Annotated in this window: 17 protein-coding genes; 9 read left to right on the forward strand and 8 right to left on the reverse strand. The window is 69.3% G+C overall.

Annotation, left to right across the window (positions count from 1 at the left end; all coding sequences use genetic code 11):
• The first annotated feature begins 42 nt into the window (after positions 1-42).
• On the forward strand, positions 43-1494 hold the full coding sequence (locus tag KY572_RS27785; protein ID WP_224245997.1) for a hypothetical protein: 1452 nt from the start codon (positions 43-45) through the stop codon (positions 1492-1494).
• A 13-nt stretch (positions 1495-1507) separates the two neighbouring features.
• On the opposite strand, the gene KY572_RS27790 is transcribed toward KY572_RS27785, so the two are convergent.
• Both KY572_RS27790 and KY572_RS27795 read right to left on the reverse strand, forming a co-directional pair.
• Complete coding sequence (locus KY572_RS27790; RefSeq protein ID WP_224245998.1) at positions 1508-2047, reverse strand: DUF192 domain-containing protein; 540 nt, start codon at positions 2045-2047, stop codon at positions 1508-1510.
• Positions 2048-2049: 2 nt separating this feature from the next.
• Positions 2050-2442 carry a TIGR02266 family protein gene (locus KY572_RS27795; protein ID WP_224245999.1) on the reverse strand — a complete coding sequence of 131 codons (393 nt, stop codon included), beginning with the start codon at positions 2440-2442 and terminating at the stop codon, positions 2050-2052.
• A gap of 25 nt (positions 2443-2467) precedes the next feature.
• Between KY572_RS27795 and KY572_RS27800 the strand changes: the two genes are divergently transcribed.
• The 3 genes from KY572_RS27800 (at position 2468) to KY572_RS27810 (ending at position 5927) form a co-directional block, all read left to right on the forward strand.
• On the forward strand, positions 2468-4837 hold the full coding sequence (locus tag KY572_RS27800) for a tetratricopeptide repeat protein (RefSeq protein ID WP_224246000.1): 2370 nt from the start codon (positions 2468-2470) through the stop codon (positions 4835-4837).
• 28 nt (positions 4838-4865) lie between these two features.
• Positions 4866-5390 carry a DUF2505 domain-containing protein gene (locus KY572_RS27805; RefSeq protein ID WP_224246001.1) on the forward strand — a complete coding sequence of 175 codons (525 nt, stop codon included), beginning with the start codon at positions 4866-4868 and terminating at the stop codon, positions 5388-5390.
• A 69-nt stretch (positions 5391-5459) separates the two neighbouring features.
• Positions 5460-5927: a YybH family protein gene (locus KY572_RS27810; protein WP_224246002.1), complete on the forward strand. Its 468-nt coding sequence runs from the start codon at positions 5460-5462 to the stop codon at positions 5925-5927.
• A gap of 3 nt (positions 5928-5930) precedes the next feature.
• Here KY572_RS27810 and KY572_RS27815 read toward each other — a convergent pair whose 3' ends face one another.
• Entirely contained in the window at positions 5931-6902 is a 972-nt protein-coding gene (locus KY572_RS27815; protein ID WP_224246003.1) for a homoserine kinase, read from the reverse strand.
• Positions 6903-7049: 147 nt separating this feature from the next.
• Between KY572_RS27815 and KY572_RS27820 the strand changes: the two genes are divergently transcribed.
• Entirely contained in the window at positions 7050-8651 is a 1602-nt protein-coding gene (locus KY572_RS27820; protein ID WP_224246004.1) for a tetratricopeptide repeat protein, read from the forward strand.
• Between the two features lie 155 nt (positions 8652-8806).
• Here KY572_RS27820 and KY572_RS27825 read toward each other — a convergent pair whose 3' ends face one another.
• From KY572_RS27825 to KY572_RS27840, 4 genes are all read right to left on the reverse strand, one after another.
• Entirely contained in the window at positions 8807-10021 is a 1215-nt protein-coding gene (locus tag KY572_RS27825) for a choice-of-anchor A family protein (RefSeq protein ID WP_224246005.1), read from the reverse strand.
• A 375-nt stretch (positions 10022-10396) separates the two neighbouring features.
• Positions 10397-10891, reverse strand: coding sequence for a hypothetical protein (locus tag KY572_RS27830; protein WP_224246006.1), 495 nt, complete (start codon positions 10889-10891; stop codon positions 10397-10399).
• A gap of 7 nt (positions 10892-10898) precedes the next feature.
• Complete coding sequence (locus KY572_RS27835) at positions 10899-12236, reverse strand: cyclic nucleotide-binding domain-containing protein (RefSeq protein ID WP_224246007.1); 1338 nt, start codon at positions 12234-12236, stop codon at positions 10899-10901.
• 70 nt (positions 12237-12306) lie between these two features.
• A complete protein-coding gene (locus KY572_RS27840) occupies positions 12307-14259 on the reverse strand; it encodes an FHA domain-containing protein (RefSeq protein WP_224246008.1) in 1953 nt (650 codons plus the stop codon).
• 334 nt (positions 14260-14593) lie between these two features.
• On the opposite strand from KY572_RS27840, the gene KY572_RS27845 reads away from it, so the two are divergent.
• The 3 genes from KY572_RS27845 to KY572_RS47895 all read left to right on the forward strand — a co-directional run bounded on the left by KY572_RS27845 (position 14594) and on the right by KY572_RS47895 (position 18463).
• The gene (locus KY572_RS27845) at positions 14594-16075 is read left to right on the forward strand and encodes a TldD/PmbA family protein (RefSeq protein WP_224246009.1); all 1482 of its coding nucleotides are present in this window, start codon (positions 14594-14596) and stop codon (positions 16073-16075) included.
• A 10-nt stretch (positions 16076-16085) separates the two neighbouring features.
• Entirely contained in the window at positions 16086-17435 is a 1350-nt protein-coding gene (locus KY572_RS47890; RefSeq protein WP_224246010.1) for a TldD/PmbA family protein, read from the forward strand.
• Between the two features lie 377 nt (positions 17436-17812).
• Positions 17813-18463: an ATP-binding protein gene (locus KY572_RS47895; RefSeq protein ID WP_317987908.1), complete on the forward strand. Its 651-nt coding sequence runs from the start codon at positions 17813-17815 to the stop codon at positions 18461-18463.
• A gap of 33 nt (positions 18464-18496) precedes the next feature.
• Here the strand turns inward: KY572_RS47895 and KY572_RS27860 are convergent, their stop codons facing one another.
• Entirely contained in the window at positions 18497-19486 is a 990-nt protein-coding gene (locus tag KY572_RS27860) for a zinc-dependent alcohol dehydrogenase family protein (protein WP_224246011.1), read from the reverse strand.
• A gap of 102 nt (positions 19487-19588) precedes the next feature.
• Between KY572_RS27860 and KY572_RS27865 the strand changes: the two genes are divergently transcribed.
• Positions 19589-20253: LysR family transcriptional regulator (locus KY572_RS27865; RefSeq protein ID WP_224246012.1), on the forward strand; the 665-nt coding region annotated here is incomplete at its 3' end.

Here is a 20253-nt window from a genome sequence, read left to right on the forward strand (position 1 = left end):
CGGCATCTCACACTCGGATTCGCTCCTGCCTGGCAGAGAGCCTTGGCCTGGTGCGTGGCCCTGGGCGCCCTGGGCGCCGCTCTCGTCGTCCTGTTCCCGGACAGCTATCAGCAGGATGGCGGGCAGCACTATCTCTTCGCCCGATGGGCCTTCCAGACACCTCTCTACTTCGTCAAGGTCTGGGCCCGGCCGCTCTTCCAGCTCGTCTACGCCGCACCGGCGCAGCTCGGCTATCCCGTGGCCAAGCTCGTCACCGTCTTCATCTGCCTCGCCACTGGCTGGAACACGTTCCGACTCGCGGAGGCGCTCGGGCTCGCTCGCCCCCACCTGAGCGTCCCGCTGCTCTGGCTCCAGCCCGCGTGGCTGCTGCTGTGCCATGAGCTGATGACCGAGCCTCTCTTCGCCCTCGTCTTCGTGGTCGCGCTGCGGCTCCACCACTCCAGCCGAATGAAGGCGGGCGCCGCGCTGGCCTCGCTCCTGCCTCTGGCCCGGCCCGAGGGGTTCTTCCTCGCCACGCTGTGGGGCGTGTGGCTCCTGCTCGACCGGCGCGCTCCCCGCCCTCTCTGGCGGCGGCTGCCCTCCACCCTCCTGCTCGCCTCGGGCTGCGCGCTCTGGTGGCTGGCCTCCTATCTGCTCACCCGCGATCCCCTCTTCATCCTCCACGACTGGCCCAAGGGCTGGGCCCCGAAGAATGACGCCTATGGCACCGCGCCCCTCTGGAGCTATGTCATCCGCTTCCCGGAGCTGCTGGGCCCCCTGCTGCTGTTCCCCTTCCTCGTGGGCCTGGCCGTGCTCCTCCGCCGCCGAGAGCTGAAGGCCGTCACCTCCGCCTTCCTCGTGCTCTTCGTGCTGCACTCGGTGCTCCGCACCCTCGGCCTGTTCGGCTCCGCTGGCTACCCGCGCTACCTCGTCTGTGTCTCCCCGGCGATGGCCCTCATCACCCTCGCGGGCTGGAACACCCTCGCCGCCAGGCTCACCCGCCAGCGTCTGGCCGCTGCCCTGGGAGCCCTCGTCCTGCTCCCCTCCGCGCTGGCCGCGCTCCTCTATGTGGACGCCGCCGAGTGGTCCCGTGACGCCTGGGCCGTGGACGCCACCGCCGCCCGCTTCCGCGAGGCGCCCCGTCCCATCACTCGCTTCTACGGCAGCCAGCGCTACATGCACGCCGTGTTCGATGCCCCGCCCCTCTCCCCTCGCCTCGAATGGAACCGGGAGAACTATCTGCGGGAGCTACGCGAGGCCCCTGTCGGCACCCTCGTCATGTGGGACTCGGACCGCGGCCCCGCGTGGAACCACCTGAAGGTCGAGGACTTCCAGGCCCTGGGCTACACCCTGCTGCGCTCGGACACCTACGTCCTCACCGGCAAGCTCTCGAGCCGCTCCCCAGGCCCCTGGTTCGACTACGGCTACGGCCCGCTGGACTCGCACGGCTGGCGCTGGCCCGGCTTCGGTGGCCCTCGCTCCGTCCGCATCTGCCTGCTCTACAAGGAGCGCTGAGCCTCCGCGCCCCTCAGGGGATGATCCGGATCGAGGACACTCCCTCGAACTCCACCGTGCTGCCCTTCGTGATGCCCACCGACTGGCACCAGCCTCCGGGCACCTCCAGCACGAACTGGCTGGGCACTCCCACCGAGCGCGCCTTCAGCGTGCGCGGCTCGGCCCGCTCGACGATGCCCACCACCTTCTTCCGCGTGTCGATGAAGAGCATGTCCAACGGGATGAGCGTGTTGCGCATCCAGAAGCTCTGCACCACCTCTTCCGGGAAGAGGAACAGCATGCCCTTGCCCGCCGCCAGCTCCGTGCGCCACATCAGCCCCCGCGAGCGCGCCTCCGGCGTCGCGGCCACCTCCACCTCCACCCGGTGCACTCCTCCATAGGCGTCATGCAGGCGGACGAAGGCGCGCGGCAGCGGCTGCATCACATATTCCTTCGCGGTCACGTCCGTCGTCGGCGGGGGCGCGGGAGCCGGTGGCTTGCCCTCGGCCTCGGGACGGCAGGCCAGCATCAACAGCACCGCCACGCCCACTGCCTGAACAGGAAACCGGCGCATGCTCAGGAGTTCAGCGACTTGTTCAGCAGCTTCTCGGTCAAGTCCGTCCCCAGGCTGTCCGCCATGAGCTTCTCGACCACACCCTCGAACTCCGAGCGCTGGGTGTCGCTGTTGTAGATGAAGCGGATGCCCATGCCGGGCTCGTCCCCGTCCGCCTTGGACCAGACCACCTCGCCCAGCAGCTCGAACGGCGCCTCGCGCTGCGGCACCGTGAGCTTGAAGAGGAACCGCGTGCCGATGGCCAGCGGCTTCTTCGTCTTGATGAAGGTGCCGCCCTTCGAGATGTTCTTCGTGTAGTCCGCGAAGAACGAGTTGAGCTTCTTGTAGTCGACCTTCAACTCGATCGGTACGCGGACCTGCTGGCGCTGCTCTGGACCGGTCTTCTGTTCGGGCATGCTGGGGAGCAGTATAGGGGAGCCTATGCGGCAAGTCCTGTTATCCCGAGCCTCCGCCCTGCTGCGGCGCCCCGCCGTCCTCACCGTGGCGGGTCTCCTGGCGCTCGGGGGTTCGGCCCTCGTCTTCCTCCCCCTCTTCGGCCTGCCCGGCTTCGAGCTGAGCCTGGCCCTCTCCATCGCCGTGGGCACCCTCGGCGGCGGAGTGGGCATCGCCGCCGCCGCCCAGGAGCGCCGCCTCCTCAAGGGCGAGGAGCCCCGCCTCAAGGAGCTCCCCCGCCCGGAGCGCCCGACCCAGGCCGTGGCCCAGGCCCTGGGCACCGCGCTGCTGCTCAACACCGCGGTGCTCGTCCCCCCCTTCCTCAGTTCCACTCTCTTCGCACTCTTCTCGACGGAGTGTGATCCGTTCGAGCTGGTGGGCTTCTACCCGCTGCTCACCCTGCCCTCCGCCGCGCTCGCCTCCGCCGCCGGCGTCTTCTGTGGCTTCTGGGCCCGGACGCCCGGACGCGGCGTGCTCGCCTACGTCGGCCTGGTGCTCCTCTCGGGCCTCCACACCGCCTGGCCCATCGTCTTCGGCCCTCAGGTGTATGCCTTCAACCACTTTCTCGGACATCTCCCGGGGCCCCTCTACGACGAGGCGCTGGCCATCACTCCCCGGCTCGGCTGGTTCCGGCTGGAGACGCTGGCGCTGGCGGGGCTGCTCGCGCTGCTCACGGCCATCAGCCTGGACGTGCGCGCAGGCCGCCTCTCCCAGCCGAACCCCTCACCCGGCGCGTGGCTCCTGCTGACACTCGGGGTGGGCACCGTGGCCATCCTCGAGGGCAACGGGCCGACTCTCGGCCTGCGGATGACTCACGAGTACCTCTCCCACGAGCTGGGCGGCCTCCGGGACTCGCAGCACTTCCGCCTTCACTACGCGCGCGGCATGGATCGCGACGCCGTGGAGCGCACGGTGAGGGATCTCGAGTTCCGCCACCAGCAGCTGTCCACCTTCCTGGGCGGCTCGCTCTCCGAGCGGATCCACGTCTACCTGTACCGCACCGAGGAGGAGAAGCAGGCGCTGGTGGGCGCCGGGCGGACCCAGTTCGCCAAGCCCTGGCTCGCCGAGCTGCACATCAACGATCGGCCCTTCCCCCACTCCACCCTGCACCACGAGCTGGCGCACGTGATGGCCGCCTCCGCCGGCAGCGGCCCGTTCCGCGTCACCACCCGCTTCGGGCTCTGGCCCTTGATGGGCGTCATCGAGGGCTTCGCCGTGGCCGCGGATGCCCCCGTGCAGGGCGAGCTCACGCTGCACGAGTGGGCCGCCGGCATGCGCCGCCAGAAGCTGGCCCCGGACATGCGCAAGCTCATGGGCACCGAGGGCTTCTACCAGTCCGCCCCCGCGCGGGCGTACACGGTGGCCGGCTCCTTCCTGCGTTACCTGGCGGACACCTACGGCTCGGAGAAGGTGCGCGTGCTCTACGCCCACGCCGACTTCCAGCTGGCCTACGGGCGCTCCCTGGACGATCTCGTCACCGAGTGGGAGCGCTACCTGGACACGCTGCCCCTGGACGAGGGCGCCATCAGCCGCGCCTTCCTGCGCTTCCGCACCGGCAGCCTCTTCACCCGCACCTGCGCCCGCGAGGTGGCCCGGCTCCAGCAGACCGCCCAGGAGGCGCTCGCCACCGATCCGCAGGAGGCGTTGGAGCTCTACCGGCGGGCCGCCGAGCTCCAGCCCGAGGAGCCCACCTATGTCATGGGGCAGTCCCTGGCGCTGGATCAGCTCGACCGCACCACCGAGGCCGTGCAGCTGCTCGCCCCCCTGGCCGAGAAGGTGAAGGAGCAGCCCGCGATGCTGGCCGAGGTCGTCATGGATCAGGCGGACCTGGCCCTGCGGCTGCAGCAGCTCGACGTGGCCCGGCAGTACCTGGAGCGGGTGCTCACCCTGGCCCCCAGCCCCGAGCTGACGCGCTCGGCGCAGATCAAGCTCGCCTCGCTGGACTCACCCTCTCGGCTGAGGACGGTGGAGAGCTTCTTCCGCCTCCGCCAGGAGGAGGTGCGGCTGCTGTACCTGGCCCGGGCGCTCCAGGCGGCTCCGAGGGATCCCTATTTCAACTACCTGCTCGGCCGGCGCCTGCACCAGGCTGGAGATCCAAGGCTCGCCGTCGAGTACCTCACGCAAGGCTTGGCCTCGGGGGGCCTGGAGCTGTCCGAGGCCATCCGCCGCGAGGCCCTGCGGCTCCTGGTGGAGTCCTCCTACCTGGCCGGGGACTGCGGCGCGGTGCGGCATGAGGTGGGCGCTCTGCCGGATTTTGGACCTGCCTTCAAGGCGGTGGCCGTCGAGTGGGTGGCTCGATGTGACTTCGAGGATGCTGTGTTTCAAGGACCCCTGGTGCCCCGACAGGCTTTCCGCTAGACGCAGGCCCTCACTCACAGGAGGGCGTATGCGGTTCGAATCGCGGCAGCGGATCATGGGGACGGTGGACGAGGTGGAGCGCGCGATGCTCGATGAGCGTTACCCCGAGTTCCTCCTCAAGCACCACGGCGTGCTGCTCGAGGTGCAGCAGCTCGAGCTCAAGGCCGAGGGCGATCTGGTGCGCCGCAAGGTGCGCTACCGCCCCAAGCCCGTCATCTCCTCCATCGGCCCGAAGAAGGTGCCGCCCGAGTGGTTCGCCTTCATCGAGACGTCCACCTACGACAAGAAGAAGAAGGAGCTCACCTTCAGCAACGTGCCCACCTCCAACGCCATCTCCAAGATGCTGGTGAACACGGGCACGCTGCGGCTGCGCGACGTGGGCGGGGCCACCGAGCGGACCATGGAGGGGGAGATCGGCCTCAAGCTGCCCTTCCTGATGAAGATGCTGGCCCCCATCGGCGAGAAGATCATCCAGTCCGAGGGTTTGAAGATCCTCGAGGGCGAGGCCCCGGTGCTCAACCGCTTCATCACCGAGGTGCTGCGCAAGGGCTGAGCTGGCCCCTCTCATGGCTGGGGAATGAGTTGACACCAGCGCGGTTGCACCCTTAGAGGCGACCGCACCATGACCTACCGAGCCCTTCTCGTCGTTCCGCTGCTGCTGCTGGCCTCGGCCTGCTCCACCCGGCGTATCCCGGGCACCGAGATTGCCGACACCGATGACTCGCGCGCCATCCTCGCCATCATGGAGCGCTACCGCACCGCCGTGGAGGCCAAGGACGCCAAGGCCATCCAGGCGCTGGTGGCCGAGGACTTCCGCGAGGATGCCGGCACGGAGAACCCGGACGACGATCTGACCTACGCCAACCTGCCCGAGCACATGAACGCGCTCTTCCAGCGGGTGGAGCGGCCCAAGGTGGACATGAGCGTGCGCCGGGTGGACGTGCAGGACGACATGGCCACCGCCATCTACTACTGGAACGCCAGCTGGCGCATGCCCACGCTGACCAGCCGGCCCCAGAGCGACGCCGAGCTGGAGCAGATGATCTTCAAGCGCGTCCAGGGCGAGTGGAAGATCGTCTCCGGCATCTGAGGCTCACAGCCCCAGCAGCTTCAGGAAGCCCGCGGGGCCCATGGCGTCCAGCGCCCGGGCCCGCGCCAGGTAGGTGCGGAAGTCCTTGCGGGTGAGCTGCTCGGGCGGCAGCGGCGACAGGTGGAAGTCGCGGATGCGGCTGGCCGTGTAGCGCACCGAGCCGAAGAGCGCGTGGCCGAAGAGGTTGTCGCGCTCCGCCTGCGTCAGCGGCCGGGACTCCTGGTAGCCGCGGATGAAGGGCTTGCACAGCTCCGGCAGGTAGCCGCCGTCGAAGCACCAGGCGTTCAGGGTGATGGCCACGTCCAGGCCATAGGCGTCCACGCAGGCCATCTCGAAGTCGAAGAAGGCCCCCACCCGGCCCGCCAGCCACTTCACGTTGTCCATGAAGAGGTCCGCGTGGATGACGCCGCGCGGCTGCAGGCCCTGGTTCCTGGCGCCCTCCGCGCGCTCCAGGTGCTCGGCCAGCTCGTCCGCGACGCTGGCCACCTCGTCATCCGCGTGGCGCCGCAGCCCCGAGAGCCAGCTGCGCACCTGCGCCGCGCTGTAGGGGTTGTCCCGGCTGCCGCCGAAGGACTGGGTGATGCGGTGCATCTTCCCCAGCTCCTGCCCCAGGAACTCCGCGTGCTCCGGCGTCACCTGGGGGCGCCGCAGCTCCTCGCCGGACAGCCACTTGAAGACACTCACCCGCCCGCCCTCCAGCTCCAGGAAGGGCCGCCCCTGCAACGTCGGCACCAGCGTGGGCGAGGGGAAGTGGGACTCGGTGAGGTGCGTCAGCAGGCCCGCCTCGAAGCGCAGATCCTCCGCCGAGCGCACCGTGGTGTGGCGCACGAAGAAGCGGCCCGTCGCGGTGAGCACCCGGTGGTTGGTGTTGATGGAACCCTCCGGGATGGCCACCACCTCCTTCACCTCGCCCAGCCCGTACACCTCGGCCACCCGCGCGAACGCCTCGGGTTTCAGCACCGTATAGACTGCCATCGAGCCACCTCCCGGAGTGGACAGCCGCCCAACCCTTCGCGCGCCCCTCCGTTGACACCCGAAGGGGGCGGACATATCTAGGCGCGGCTCCCTGATCAATATAAACGTCCGAAACCATTCAATTTTCCGGGCCGGAGGCAGTCGCGCATGGGCATGGCAGACGGCGGTAGCGTCGGGCAGCGGGACTGGAAGCGGAGGGAGAGCCTGGCCAGCGCACTGGTGCAGGTGGCCCTGGTGGCCGTGCTGCTCGGGGCGGCGGTCGCCTACGTGGTGCACCGAGGCCGCGTCCGTCAGGAGACGGACACACGCCTCAAAGCCGCCCAGGGGCTGGCGCAGCGCGGCAATCCGGCGGACCTGCAGAAGGCGCTCCAGGAGCTGGATGCGCTCTTCGCCGTCGATCCGGACGTCTACGGGGCCCATGCGCTGGCCGCAGACATCCAGGCCGAGCTGTGGCTGGAGCACCACCAGCCAGGCGCGGAGGCCCGCGCGCGCGAGCACCTGGCCCGCGCCGAGGCGCTGGAGTCCAAGGACGTGGAGCGCTACGGCGCCCGGGTGGTGCGCGCGCGGGTGATGCTGTCCGAGGGAAAGGCCTCGGAGGCGGAGCAGGCGCTGAAGGCGCTCCGGGACCGCGGGGCCAGCAACCCGAAGCTGTGGCTGACGCAGGCCCGCACGCTCCAGGCGCTCGGGAACCTGCAGGGCGCGCGGCAGGCCTTCTCCCGGGCCACGGATGGCGCGTGGAGGGATCCGCGCTTCGCCGCGGCCTATGGCGAGGCCCTCCTGGAGGAAGGGCTGTTCGCCCAGGCCAACGAGGCGCTGGGGCGAGCGCTCTCGGCCAACTCCGATCACCTCCAGGCGCGGCTGACGTCGGCGCTGGCCTGGCTCTATCTGGAGAAGCCGAAGGAGGCCGAGCGGCTGCTCCAGGAGGTGCAGGCGCGCGAGGCGGAGCTGACGCCGGTGCTGAAGGCGCGCATGCTGGCGGCCCGGGCGGAGCTGGGGCTGGCCCAGGGCCACCCCGACGAGGCCATCAAGTCCGCGGACGCGGCGCTCGCCCTGCTCCCGGACGAGCCCTATGCCCTCTTCAGCCGGGCCCGCGCGCTGGCGGCCCGGAAGGATCCGGGCGCACGGGCGGCCTTCGAGTCAGCGGTGGCGAAGCACCGCACGGCCCCCCTGCTCTACCTGGAGGGAGCGAAGGCGCTCCAGGCAGCGGGCGACGGGGCCGGCGCGCTGGCGCTGCTGGACACGTACGAGGCCATCTTCCGCGGGGTGCAGGTGCCCGCCGGTGAAGGCAAGACGGTGAGCGCGCTGGAGCGGGACGATCGCTACTGGCTGGCTCGCGGCGGCGTCCTGGAAGCCGCGGGCCAGCAGGATGCGTCGCTGGCGGCCTATGAGCAGGCCATCGCCGTGAAGGGGCCGGCGCTGGCGCGGGCGAAGTACGCCAAGGGCCTGCTGCTGCTGGCGCGCAAGGACTACCCCAAGGCGCGCGAGGCGCTCGAGCCGCTGACGCCAGACACCGGCGCCGGGCCGCTGCCAGAGGCCTACACCGCGATGGGAGCGGTCCTCTTCGGCCAGGGGGACTACGCCACGGGCTGCCAGCACTACTTCGTCGCGCTCACTCGCGATCGCGCTCGGAGCGTCCCGCTGGATGAGCTGCAGGCGCGGGCCGCGAGCGTCGCGAAGCAGCTGACGGAAGCCGGGCAGGCTGGCATGGCCAAGACGTGGAAGGCGGAGACGGACGCCCTGCTGAAGTGACGGTCGCCCAAGAAGAAGGGGCCCGCGGTGGTCCGCGAGCCCCCTGAAGAGGAGGCCCCTGTCGGGCGCGGTCTTTCCGAACTGGTCTGCTTGTCATACCAGTTCGGTCCGCGTGCGACCCGACAGGGGGCACTCCACTACCTACATGAAGGGGCTCAGGTGCCCACGCCGTCGCCACAGACGACGAAGGGCCGCAGCGGGGCGAGGTGGCCCTCGGCGTTACCCGACATCGAGGCGGCGTAGATGCCGCCGTCCCAGCTGCCGCTGCTGAAGTCGATGTGGGCCTGGGGCGCCAGCACCGTGCCGAAGAAGCCGTAGTTGAAGGCGTTGATGTAGCCGGCGTTCACGAAGTTGAAGAGCACGCCCGTCGCGTCCACGCCGCTGTAGGCGTTGGAGAAGTTCGCGATCGTCGCGTCGTAGCCGACCACGTTGATCACCGCCACGGAGCCCGTCGGCACGGTGAGGGAGAAGTACCGGGTGGCGCTCAGGGTGGTGGCGTGCACCTCGAAGACGTTCACCTTCGGGTTCGTGCCCTGCAGGAAGAGTCCGCCCCAGGAGTGGAACTGCCGGCTCCCGTTCACCGGCAGCCCGCCGAGCGTAGAGGAGAGCTCCAGCAGCTCCGCGTCCCTCGAGGGGAAGTCGACCGGCCACAGCGGCTCCGGGGCCAGCGCGCCCCGGTAGAAGGTCACCGTCCCGTTGGCGGTGGTGGACTCACCGTAGTACGCGTCGCCGAAGACGCCGCCGTGGCTGACGTTCAGCGCCACGCCGGCCACCAGCACGTTCGACGTCTCGTCGGCCGCCAGGCCCGCGCCCACCGAGAAGTAGTGCATGTCGAGGGTGCCGCCGGCCGCCACCTTGCCGCGCACGTCGTGGCCACCGGTGTAGTCCCCGCTCACGTACAGGTTGAAGTCGTTGAGCTGGACCTCCCTGCAGACGCCCTCCGAGGGGGTGATCTTGATGGAGACCGACTGGGCCGCCTCGACGTTGCCGCTGTTGTCCTTCGCGTAGAACGTGACGGTCGTCGTCCCCCGCGCGGTGATGGCCGGCAGGTACCCCTGAGCGCCATTCACCTGGCCGCTCTTGGTCGTCGCTCCGCTCATGCTCCAGAAGATCGCCTGGACCCCGGAGGCGTCATCCGTCGCCTTGAGCAGGACGGCGACGTTGTTGTGGTACTCGCCGTTCGAGTCGGCCCGGCCCTCGATGACGGCGGTGCTCTGCGGCGGCGTGGTGTCTCCCTCCAGCGAGGGGGCTACGGTCGTGAGCTCAAATGCTGGCGTCTCCTTCGCGTCCGTCCCCGTCAGCTCCGGGGCCCCGCACGCGGTGGCCGTGAAGGCCAGAAACACCAACTCATAGATGGACTTTCTCTTCACAGGACTTCCTCCTCCCTGACTCGACCTCCGCGCCGCGGGGCGAGGCATAGGTTCGCGTTTGTCCGACGCGTCCGGATTCCAGGAATACGGTACGCCCCCCTGTTTTGCTGCAGCCGGCACCATACTGGACTAACGGGAAGACCACCCATATGAAGTGCAGGCAGATCTTTCCGCCCACCATGGCTAGTGGGTTATGTCTGCTTTCCTGTGTTTCTTTGAGATCCACGTTTCGGTGTAGGTCCTCGCTCGGAGGCCCCGGGCCGAAAGCAGGAAAACGGGCAAACGGGCGGCGCGCCGCACGCGTGGTTACGCTGTGCAGTGGCCGACAGGATCAGGGCACCGGGCACTGCCCCTCGGGGCGCCCGAGCATCCGGATCAGAACAGATCGGTGGGGTTGAGCTGCCGGTGGCGCGCCGTCACCACGCGCCACTCGCCGTCCTGCTCCTTCTCGAAGGAGCCCTCGACGAGCCAGGCGTTCATCACGCTCTCCTGGGCGAGCTGCTCCAGCTCCTGCGCCTCCGAGCGAGCGAAGATGAAGCGCACGGAGAAGTCCCCCTTCGAGGCAGACACCTCCGTCACCTCCAGGCCGGTGTGGAAGATGCGGACCCACTGCCCCCGCAGCACCTGGGCCACGAGGATGCCCCTCACCTGGTCCCTGCTCCAGCCCTGGCCGGACTTGAAGCTCTCGGACACCCCCTCCATCAGCGCGCCCACGTCCTTCTCCTCGGCCGAGCGCGTCATCTGGACGATCTTCCGGGTGATGGCCTCCTGGACGGAGGGCTCCTCGCGCGGCCAGAGGGCCAGCACCAGGCCGCCGGCGAGCAGCCCCAGCACCAGCCCCACCACACGAGTGCGCGAGAGCGTCACCATCGCCGACTCAGGACGCCTTGGCCGCGTCCGCCTCGATCACCAGCTCGTCCGCGTCGATGATCTCCGCGGGGCGCAGGGCCTCGGCCGTCTGCTTCTGGCGCCGCTCCGAGAGCTGCTCCAGGTACGTCTGGATGGTGGGGTACTCCTTGGTCAGCTCGCCGAAGGCCGCGCGATCCAGGAAGGCGGTGGCCGTCTTGCGCGTGGACATCACCGTGGCCGTGGCGGGCACGCCCGTCAGCAGGGAGATCTCCCCGGCCACCTCGCCCTCGCGCAGCACGCCCAGGCTCACCACGCCGCCAGCGGGATCCTCCTTCTGCACCACCAGCTCGCCGGCCAGCACCAGGAAGAGGCCCGGCGCGGGCTCGCCCTCGGTGAGCGCCTTGTCGCGCGGCTGCAGCGCCTTGAAGGTGAAGCGCCCCAGCAGCGCGGCCCGCTCGGACTCGGGCAGCTGCTGGAACAGCGGCGAGGTGGCGATCATGTTGCGCGCCATGCGGTGCTGGGCGAACTCGGCCAGCACCTGCGGCACGGACGGGAAGGTGCGCGCCATGGCGTTGAGGTGCTCGCGGCGGATCTCGAACACCTCCGTGTCCACCACCGTCGTCACCGAGGCGGTGGGCGGGGTGCCGGTGATGAGCGACAGCTCGCCGAAGATGGAGCCGCCGCCCAGGCGGCCCAGCGCCTTGCGCTGCCCGTCCACCAGCCGCGACACCTCCGCCTTGCCGGCGACGATGACGTGCATGTGGTCACCCGCGTCGCCCTCCTGGCTGATCACCGTGTTCGCGGGCACGCTCTTCCACGTCATCCGCTGCACGAGATCCAGGAAGGCGTCACGCTCCAGATCGGCGAAGAGCGGCAGCGGCGGGCGGCTGTTCGGATCGGCCACGCCGCCGGGGTCCGGGGCGGCCAGCACCTCGAGGACGCGGGCGGTCAGCTCCTCGCCCATCAGCTCCATGAGGTCCGTCTCCACCTTGCCGTCGAAGAGCGGATCCGGGGGCAGCGGCGGGGGCACGGAGGCGCGGCCCGGGGCGCTGCGCGCGGCGCGAGCGTGGATGCGCTCCAGGGTGTCCCTCAGCCGGCGCTCCTGGGGCGCCAGCTCCAGCGCCAGCTTGCAGGCGGCCATGGCGGACAGCAGGTAGTCGCGCCGCAGCAGGCCCTCCGCGCAGGCGTGGTACGCCGTCACCGCGCGCTCGCGCTCTCCCAGCTCGGCCAGGCAGCGCGCCGCGAGCATCCGCGAGCGGTGATCCGAGGGCCTGCGACGGACGGACTCAGCGAACACGGCCAGGCCGCGCTCGAACTGGCGCTCCTCGAGCAGATCCATCCCCAGCTCTCGCAGCGATTCACTCATTCCAGCTTCTCCCCGACGGTGGTGCCACAGTGGCTATCAGTGGCCGGCACCTTAGCTCACCCCCGGGGCGTCACGGGTTGAGTTCTCTCAGGTGGATCTGCGCCTTGTCCCGCAGCTCGGAGCCTTCCGGCGCGGTGTCGATGACAATCCTGAATTTTTCCGCTGCGGACCGAGGATCGCGATCCTTCTCGACGTAGGCGCGCTGGTAGAGCTCCTCCACCTTGCCCTCGAGGCTGGCCATGCCGTCGCGAGCGCGCTGCTCGTCGGGGTTGAGGCGCAGCGCCTCGCGGAAGTTGCGGCTGGCGCTGGCCACGTCGTTGCGGGCCAGGGCGGCCTTGCCGGCGCGCACCGAGGCCTCGGCGAGCTTCTCGTGGATGGTGTCCAGCAGGGCGCCCTGGAAGCCGATCTGCTTGTAGAGCTCCTCGGACTTCTGCAGCGGCCGGACGGCCGTCTCCAGCGAGTTGGACTGGACCTTGCGCATCGCGTCCACGAAGTAGCGGGCGAACTGGGGGATGAGGCGCTTGAGGTTGCGGGCGCGGGTGCGGATCTCCTCGTCGCCCTTGTGAGCCTCGATGACGCGATCGCACTCGAGCACCGCGCGCTCGTACTCACCGTTCTCGAACTTGCGCTCCACCGCGTCGAAGGCCTCGGCGATGAACTCGGCGCGCTTCTCCGCGGCCCGCTTGGCGGCCGCCGCCTTGTTGTTGCGGTTCAGCCGGACCTCGTCCTCGGCCTCCTTGGCCAGGAGCTTCTCCAGATCCTCCACCTTCGTGCGGTAGAGGGGCTGGGCGTTGGACGGCAGCTTGGGGATGACGGCGCGCACGCCCTCCACGTCCCGGGCCTCGAGCAGCTCGTCCGCCTGCTTCGTGTAGAAGGTGCCCTCGGCCTCCTTCAGCTCCTTGTCGAGCTTGTTGCGCTCCTCGTCGCTCTTGGCGGTGGTGCCCGCGGGGGCCGTGTCCAGCTTGCGGCGCGCCTCCTCGTAGTTGCCCTCGGCCATCAGCGCGCGCACCGCCTGGAAGGCCTCGATGACGGTGGCCTCGGCCTGGGCCGCCTTGGCCAGGCCCTCCTCGTCGATGCCCGGCTTGAGCTTCTCCGCCTCGTCGATGAGCTTGACGGCCTGCGCGTACTCACCCTCGCGGATGGCCGTGCGCGCCGCCTGCATCTTCGTGGTGGCCAGCGTCTCCTTGGGATCGGGCGGCGGAGGCGGAGGCGGCTCCTTCTTGCCCATGACGATGATCATCACCACCACCAGCACCACCACCGCCACGCCCGCGCCGCCGAAGATGAGGACCTTGTTCTCGCCCAGGGCGTTCCTGGCGCGCCGCGTGGGCACCGGCCGCAGGCTGTCGACGGAGCGGACCTGGGTGCCCTCCTGGAAGCGAGGATCATTCGGGTCCACGTCCGCCTTGTTGGCCGCGGTGGCATTGGCCAGCGCCGACTTCTTGGCCGCGGCCTCCTCCTCCTTCTTCTTGGCCTCCTCTTCCTTCTTCTTCTTCTCCTCGGCCTCCTTCGCCTCCTGCTCGGCGCGCATCTGCTTGACGGCTTCCAGCTCGTCCACGAAGCGCAGGAGCGTGCGGCCGATGGCGATCTCGTCGCCGTGCTTGAGGACCGCCTCCTCGATGCGCTCGTCGTTGACCTTGGTGCCGCTGGCCCCGCCGAGATCCCTCAGCAGCGTGCCGGTGTCGCCGTGGATGAGCTCCAGGTGACGGCGGGACACGGACTGATCCGTCAGCCGCAGATCCACGTCCTTGCCGCGGCCCACCACCATGCGCACGGTCTTGAAGCGCTTCTTCTTGCCGGCGTCCGGCCCCTCGAGCACGTGGATGGAGATGGGCGGCCCGGTGCGAGTGGCGTCCGGGTTGTCATCGTCCTCCTCGGGCTCCTCGTCCTCCAGCGCGCGCATCTCCTTGGAGACCACGCGCGGATCGTCCCCTACCGGGGTGCCCTCGGACGGATCGTCCGCTCCCTCCTCGCCGGGGAAGTGGTTGGAGGTGTGGTACTCCTCCTCGACGGGGTCCTTCATGGACGGCTCGTCGACGTCCTCCTCCGCCGGCTTCCCCCGGGAGCCCCCTGGACGGTTGCGGCCCTTGAAGTAGGGCGACGGCTTGAGTTCGGTGCGATCGTTCTTCGACGCGCCACCACCTGAGGGCTTCGAGGAATCCGCGCGGGAAGAGGTCGGTCGGCGAGGGGGCATGGGTGTAGGCCGGTTCTTTGAGGCCGGAGCATCTTAGAGCGCCCGCCGTGCCAGGGGAATGCACAGAGCGACAGGCTGGAACACTCGGTGTGCGTTGGCCGTTGCCGGTGACGGATGGCCCCGTTAGGGTCCCCCTCATCTCACAGTGTCTTGGAGAATACGAATGCCCCGTGCCTCGGCGAGGACGAAGCGTCCCACCCCCGCCCAGCTGGCCCCCGTCATCAGCCAGCTGGCCCCGCCCGCTCCCCTGCTTCCCCAGCCGTTGATCGAGCGACTGCTCGCGGTAGCCATGGCGAAGGGGGGCGAGTTCGCCGAGGTGTACGTGGAGCGCTCGCTTACCACCGCGGTGGTATTGGAGGAGTCTCGCATCAAGAGCGCGCAGACGGGCCTGTCGCAGGGCGTGGGCGTGCGCGTCATCTCCGGGGCGAAGGTGGGCTACGCGTACTCGGACGACCTGGACGAGCCGGCGCTGATGCGGGCGGCGCGCACCGCGGCGATGATCGCGCAGGGCGGCGGCTCGGAGCAGAGCTTCAAGGTGAGCCGGGCGCCGGCGCCCACCTACTACCGGGTGGCGACGCCGCTGTCGGAGGTGGATGTCGCGCGCAAGGCGGAGCTGGTGCTGCGGGCGGACAAGGCGGCGCGGGCGTTCGACTCGCGGGTGAAGCAGGTGAACGGCTCGTACGCGGACAACACCAAGCGGATCGCCGTGGCCAACACGCTGGGCCACTACACGGAGGACACGCAGGACCTGTGCCGCATCGGCATCCAAGTGGTGGCCGAGGGCAAGAACAAGGAGCGGCGCACGGGCTCGTTCGGCGGCGGAGGCCGGGTGTCCTTCAGCCACTTCGACAGCTTCACGCCGGAGCAGGTGGGGCGCGAGGCGGCGCGGCAGGCGGTGGCCACGCTGGGCGCGGCCGAGTGCCAGGCGGGCCCGCAGACGGTGGTGCTGGCGCCGGGCTGGAGCGGCATCCTGCTGCACGAGGCGGTGGGCCACGGGCTGGAGGCGGACTTCATCCGCAAGGGCACCTCGCTGTTCGCCGGGAAGCTGGGACAGAAGGTGGCGTCGGACCTGGTCACCGTCATCGACGACGGGACGATGGCCAACAGCCGCGGCTCCATCAACGTGGATGACGAGGGCGTGCCCGCCGAGCGCAAGGTGCTGATCGAGAAGGGCGTGCTCAAGGGCTACATGTACGACAGCCTGAACGCGAAGCTGATGGGCCAGAAGTCCACGGGCAGCGGGCGGCGTCAGTCCTTCAAGCACATGCCGCTGCCGCGCATGACGAACACGTACCTGGCGCCGGGAGACCACTCGCCGGTGGACATCATCAAGGAAGTGAAGCGCGGGCTGTACTGCGCCAACTTCGGCGGTGGGCAGGTGGACATCACCAACGGTAACTTCGTCTTCGAGGTGAGCGAGGCGTACCAGATCGAGGACGGGAAGCTGGGGCGGCCGGTGAAGAACGCCATCCTGATTGGCGTGGGGCCGGAGGCGCTGAAGAACGTGTCGCGCGTGGGGTGCGATCCGATGCCGGATCCGGGCATGGGCACCTGCGGCAAGGACGGCCAGGGCGTGCCGGTGGGCGTGGGGCTGCCCACGCTGCGCATCGACAACATGACGGTGGGCGGGACGAAGGTCTCCTGAGGAGCGAAGCGTGAACAACTACGAGCAGCTCGCGAAGAAGATCGTCCAGCGCGCCAAGAAGAAGGGCGCGAAGCAGGCGGAGGCGTTCCTCGAGGTGGGGCGGCAGAGCTCCTGCCGCGTGCGGGACGGGGAGATCGCCGACCTGACCGAGGCCACCAGCAAGGGCATGGGCCTGCGCATCATCACCAAGGACAACCGGCTGGGGTTCGCATACACGTCGGACTTCGAGCCGACGTCGCTCGACAGCTTCGTGGATCGGGCGCTGCAGCTGGCGCAGACGGCGGCGCCGAACAAGCTCAACGGGCTGCCGACGGCGAAGGAGCTGGGAAAGCCGGGGGAGACGGGAGAGCTGTACGATCCGGCGGTGGCGAGCCTGGCGGGCGACTGGAAGATCAAGGCCGCGCTGGAGATCGAGAAGGTGGGCAAGTCGGTGGACCCGCGCGTCGCCACGTTCAACAACGTGGGCGCGGGGGACTACGTGGCCGAGGTGTACGTGGCCACCAGCGAGGGCCTGTCCTCCGGCTACGCGGGCACGTACGTGTACCTGTTCGGCTCTCCGGTGGCCTCGGAGAACGGCCAGCTCCAGACGAGCTACTGGATGGACTACAAGCGCTTCCTGGCGGATCTGGACTCGCCGGAGGCGGTGGGGCGCGAGGCGGCTCGGCGCGCGGTGCGGATGCTGGGGGCGAAGCGGGTGAAGAGCCAGCAGGTGCCGGTCATCTTCGATCCGCTGATGGCCGCATCGTTCGTGGACAACGTGTCGGACGCGGCGGATGGCAATGCCATCTACAAGAACTCGAGCGTCTTCGTGGGGAAGCTGGGCAAGCGGCTGGCGCCGGAGACGGTGACGGTGCTGGATGATGGCCTGTTGCCGCGAGGGCTGGGCACGGCGCCGTTCGATGGGGAGGGCGTGGCGACGCGGCGCACGCCGATCCTCGAGAAGGGCGTGCTGAAGAGCTACCTGTACGACTCGTTCACGGCGCGCAAGGCGAAGGCGAAGACGACGGGCAACGCGGCGCGGGGGTACAGCTCGCTGCCGCACATCGGGACGAACAACCTGTACATGGAGCCGGGCACGCGCTCGCCGGAGGAGCTCATCCGCGAGGTGAAGAGCGGCTTCTACGTCACGGCGATGCTGGGACAGGGAGCCGACCCGGTGACGGGCGAGTACTCGCGCGGCGCCAACGGGCTGTGGATCGAGAACGGGGAGCTGGCCTACCCGGTGCAGGAGGTGACGGTGGCGGGCAACCTGATGCAGATGCTGCAGGACGTGGACGCCATCGGCAGCGATCTCCAGTTCCGCGGCTCGGCCGGAGCGCCGACCATCCGGTTCAAGCAGCTCACGGTCTCCGGGGACTGACGGCCCCGCGTCCGACCTCAGAGGTTGGAGGGGCGCGGAGGCGTCCGTTCCAGCCGGGCTGAAGTTCAACACCGCGCTCAGTGCCAACCAGTCGGCACTGAGCCCCTGCCCTCGCCCACTGCCAACCAGTCGGCACTTGGCCCCCTCTCCTCGCCCAGTGCCGACCAGGTGGCACTGGGCACCTCCCCCTCGCTCACTGCCAACCAGTCGGCACTGGCCCCCCCCTCGCCCAGGTGCAAGCACGGACGGTGGAGATGGCGACGGCCCTCGCCCCGTTCCCGACATACACCACACATGTAAGATCCGGCCGAGGTGCGCCTCCCTTCCGGGCTCGGCAGCTGAGGTGCCTTGCCCGACAAACCCAGGAGGTAGGGCGCATGAGCCAGGGAGTGGCACTGCCTGCGGCACCGAAGCGACGGGGGCGGCGCCCTGCCTCGGCGTCACCCGTGGGGCCGGGCACGGACGTGGGCTCCTATGGGGTGGAGGCCCGCCTGGGCGCTGGCGGCTTTGGCACGGTGTTCCGCGCTCGGCGAGGTGGACAGGCGTACGCGCTGAAGCTGCTGGCTCTGCTGCGCGAGGAGGTGGGCGCCAAGCAGCTCAAGCGCACCAGCAGGGGTATCACCATCGCCCACTTCCCCGCGGTGAAGACGCTCGAGGATTTCGACTTCAAGGCGCAGCCCTCCATCGAGCCGCGGCTGGTGCGGGAGCTGGCCACCGGACGCTTCATCGCGCAGGCCGAGAACGTGCTGCTGTTCGGCACGCCGGGCGTAGGCAAGACGCATCTGGCCATCGCGCTGGGCCGAGCGGCGGTGGAGACTGGGCACTCGGTGCTCTTCACCAACGCCACAGCCCTGCTGGCGGCGCTGGCCAAGGCCGAGAGCGAGGGGACCTTGAGGGACATGCCGTGCTGGGCAGTCTTTACGGAAACCGCGCTCGACCGGGTTGGATCGCTCTCGCCAGAAGCTCCGAGCGGCGGGCTCGATTCCCGCCGCCGCCCTCCCGACAAGCCCGACTACGCCCGCCGGTGACGACTTGCAATGGTGCTGCGGAGTGCAGTGTGGTCAAACCCGCACCACGATCTTCCCGAGTTGCTCATTCGATTCCAGGAAGCGGTGCGCGTCGACGATCTGGTCGAACGCGAACGTCTTCGCGATCACCGGTCGCAGCGCGCCCGACGCGAGTCCATCGACGATGAAGGACCTGGCGGTGGCCAATCGCTCGGGAGCGTTGAGGAGTTCGTGCACGAGATAGCCGCGCAGCGTCAGCATCTTGCTCAAGACTTCAAACAGCGGAAACGGCGTGGGCTCCGGGCTCAGGCCGCCATACTCGATCAGGATCCCGCCCTTCGACATCGCCGCGACAAGCGGCCCGAAGATCGGCCCGCCGATCGGATCCAGCACCACGCGCACGCCCTGCTCACCGGCGATCTCCCGGAGCCTGGCGGCGAGGTCTTCCTCCGCGGAGGCCACCACGCTTGCCGCCCCCTGCTCCAGCAGTGCCGGTGCCTTGGCGGACGTACGAGTGACTGCAATCGGGATGGCGCCGACGCTTCGCGCAATCTGGATTGCGGCGAGCCCCACGCTGCTCGATGCCGCCGTGACCACGACATGCTCGCCCTGCCTGAGCCCGGCGAGGTCGATCAATGCGCCATAGGCGGTGAGGTATGCCATCCACGTGGCCGCAGCGGCTTCCCACGATAATGAGGGCGGATGCTTGACGACCAGCGCTGCCGGGAACGTGACGAGGTCGCCATAGGCTGGCCATCGCACCATTGACGTCGGCGGCACGATGCTGACTGCATCGCCGGGCGCCACGTCGACGACACCGGCGCCCACGGCATCGACGATACCGGCAGCTTCAAGACCCAGGCCGGAAGGCAACCGCGGTGTTTCGATATACGTGCCGGCGCGCAGCAAGGCCTCGGCCCGGTTCAGGCCCAGCGCCTTGACCCGGATGCGAACCTCGCCCGGCCCGGGCAGCGGGACATCGACCTGGTCGATCTGCAGTACGTCGGGACCTCCGTGCCGATGAAAGCGGACAACGCGCGCCATGGCTCCGACTCCTAAGCATTGGGTTCGAATAGACTGTGCCGGCGCGCTCTCCGCTGGTAAATGCCCAGTCCGGCAGCACAGTCGAAACCAGGAGTTTCCAATATGGACCGCCTGACGAGCATGGCCGTGTTCATCAAGGCCGTGGACCTTGGCTCGTTTGCCGCGGCAGCCGATGCACTCGGCATGTCCGGACCGATGGTCGGCAAGCACGTACGCTTCCTGGAAGAGCGGCTCGGCGTACGCCTGATCACCCGCACCACGCGCCGCCAGACCCTGACCGAATTCGGGCGCGCCTACTACGAACGCTGCCGCGTGGTGCTGGCCGAAGCCGAGGCCGCCGACGCGCTCGCGGCCGATCAGCTGGCCGAGCCGCACGGCAAGCTGCGCGTCACCATGCCCGTGCACTTCGGGCGGCACTGCGTCGCACCGGTATTGCTGCGTCTGGCGCGGAGTTATCCGGCACTGGAGCTCGATCTGTCGTTCAACGATCGGTTCGCGGACCTGGCCGAGGACGAATACGACCTGGCCATCCGCACCGGCGAACCCGAGGACCGCTCCGGCGTGGTGGTGCGCCGCGTGGCACGCCAACGCATGGTGGTCTGTGCCTCACCGGCTTACCTGAAGCAACACGGCAAGCCACGCAAGCTGGAAGACCTCGGCAGTCACCAAGGCATCATCTATCGACGCTCGGGCCGCATCCGGCCTTGGCTGTTCCCGCGCGACGGCCAGCCGCCGGCCGAGTTCACGCTGGCCAATCGCCTGCGGCT

Origin of the sequence: Hyalangium gracile (genome assembly GCF_020103725.1) — a bacterium.
Taxonomy (GTDB): Bacteria; Myxococcota; Myxococcia; order Myxococcales; family Myxococcaceae; genus Hyalangium; species Hyalangium gracile.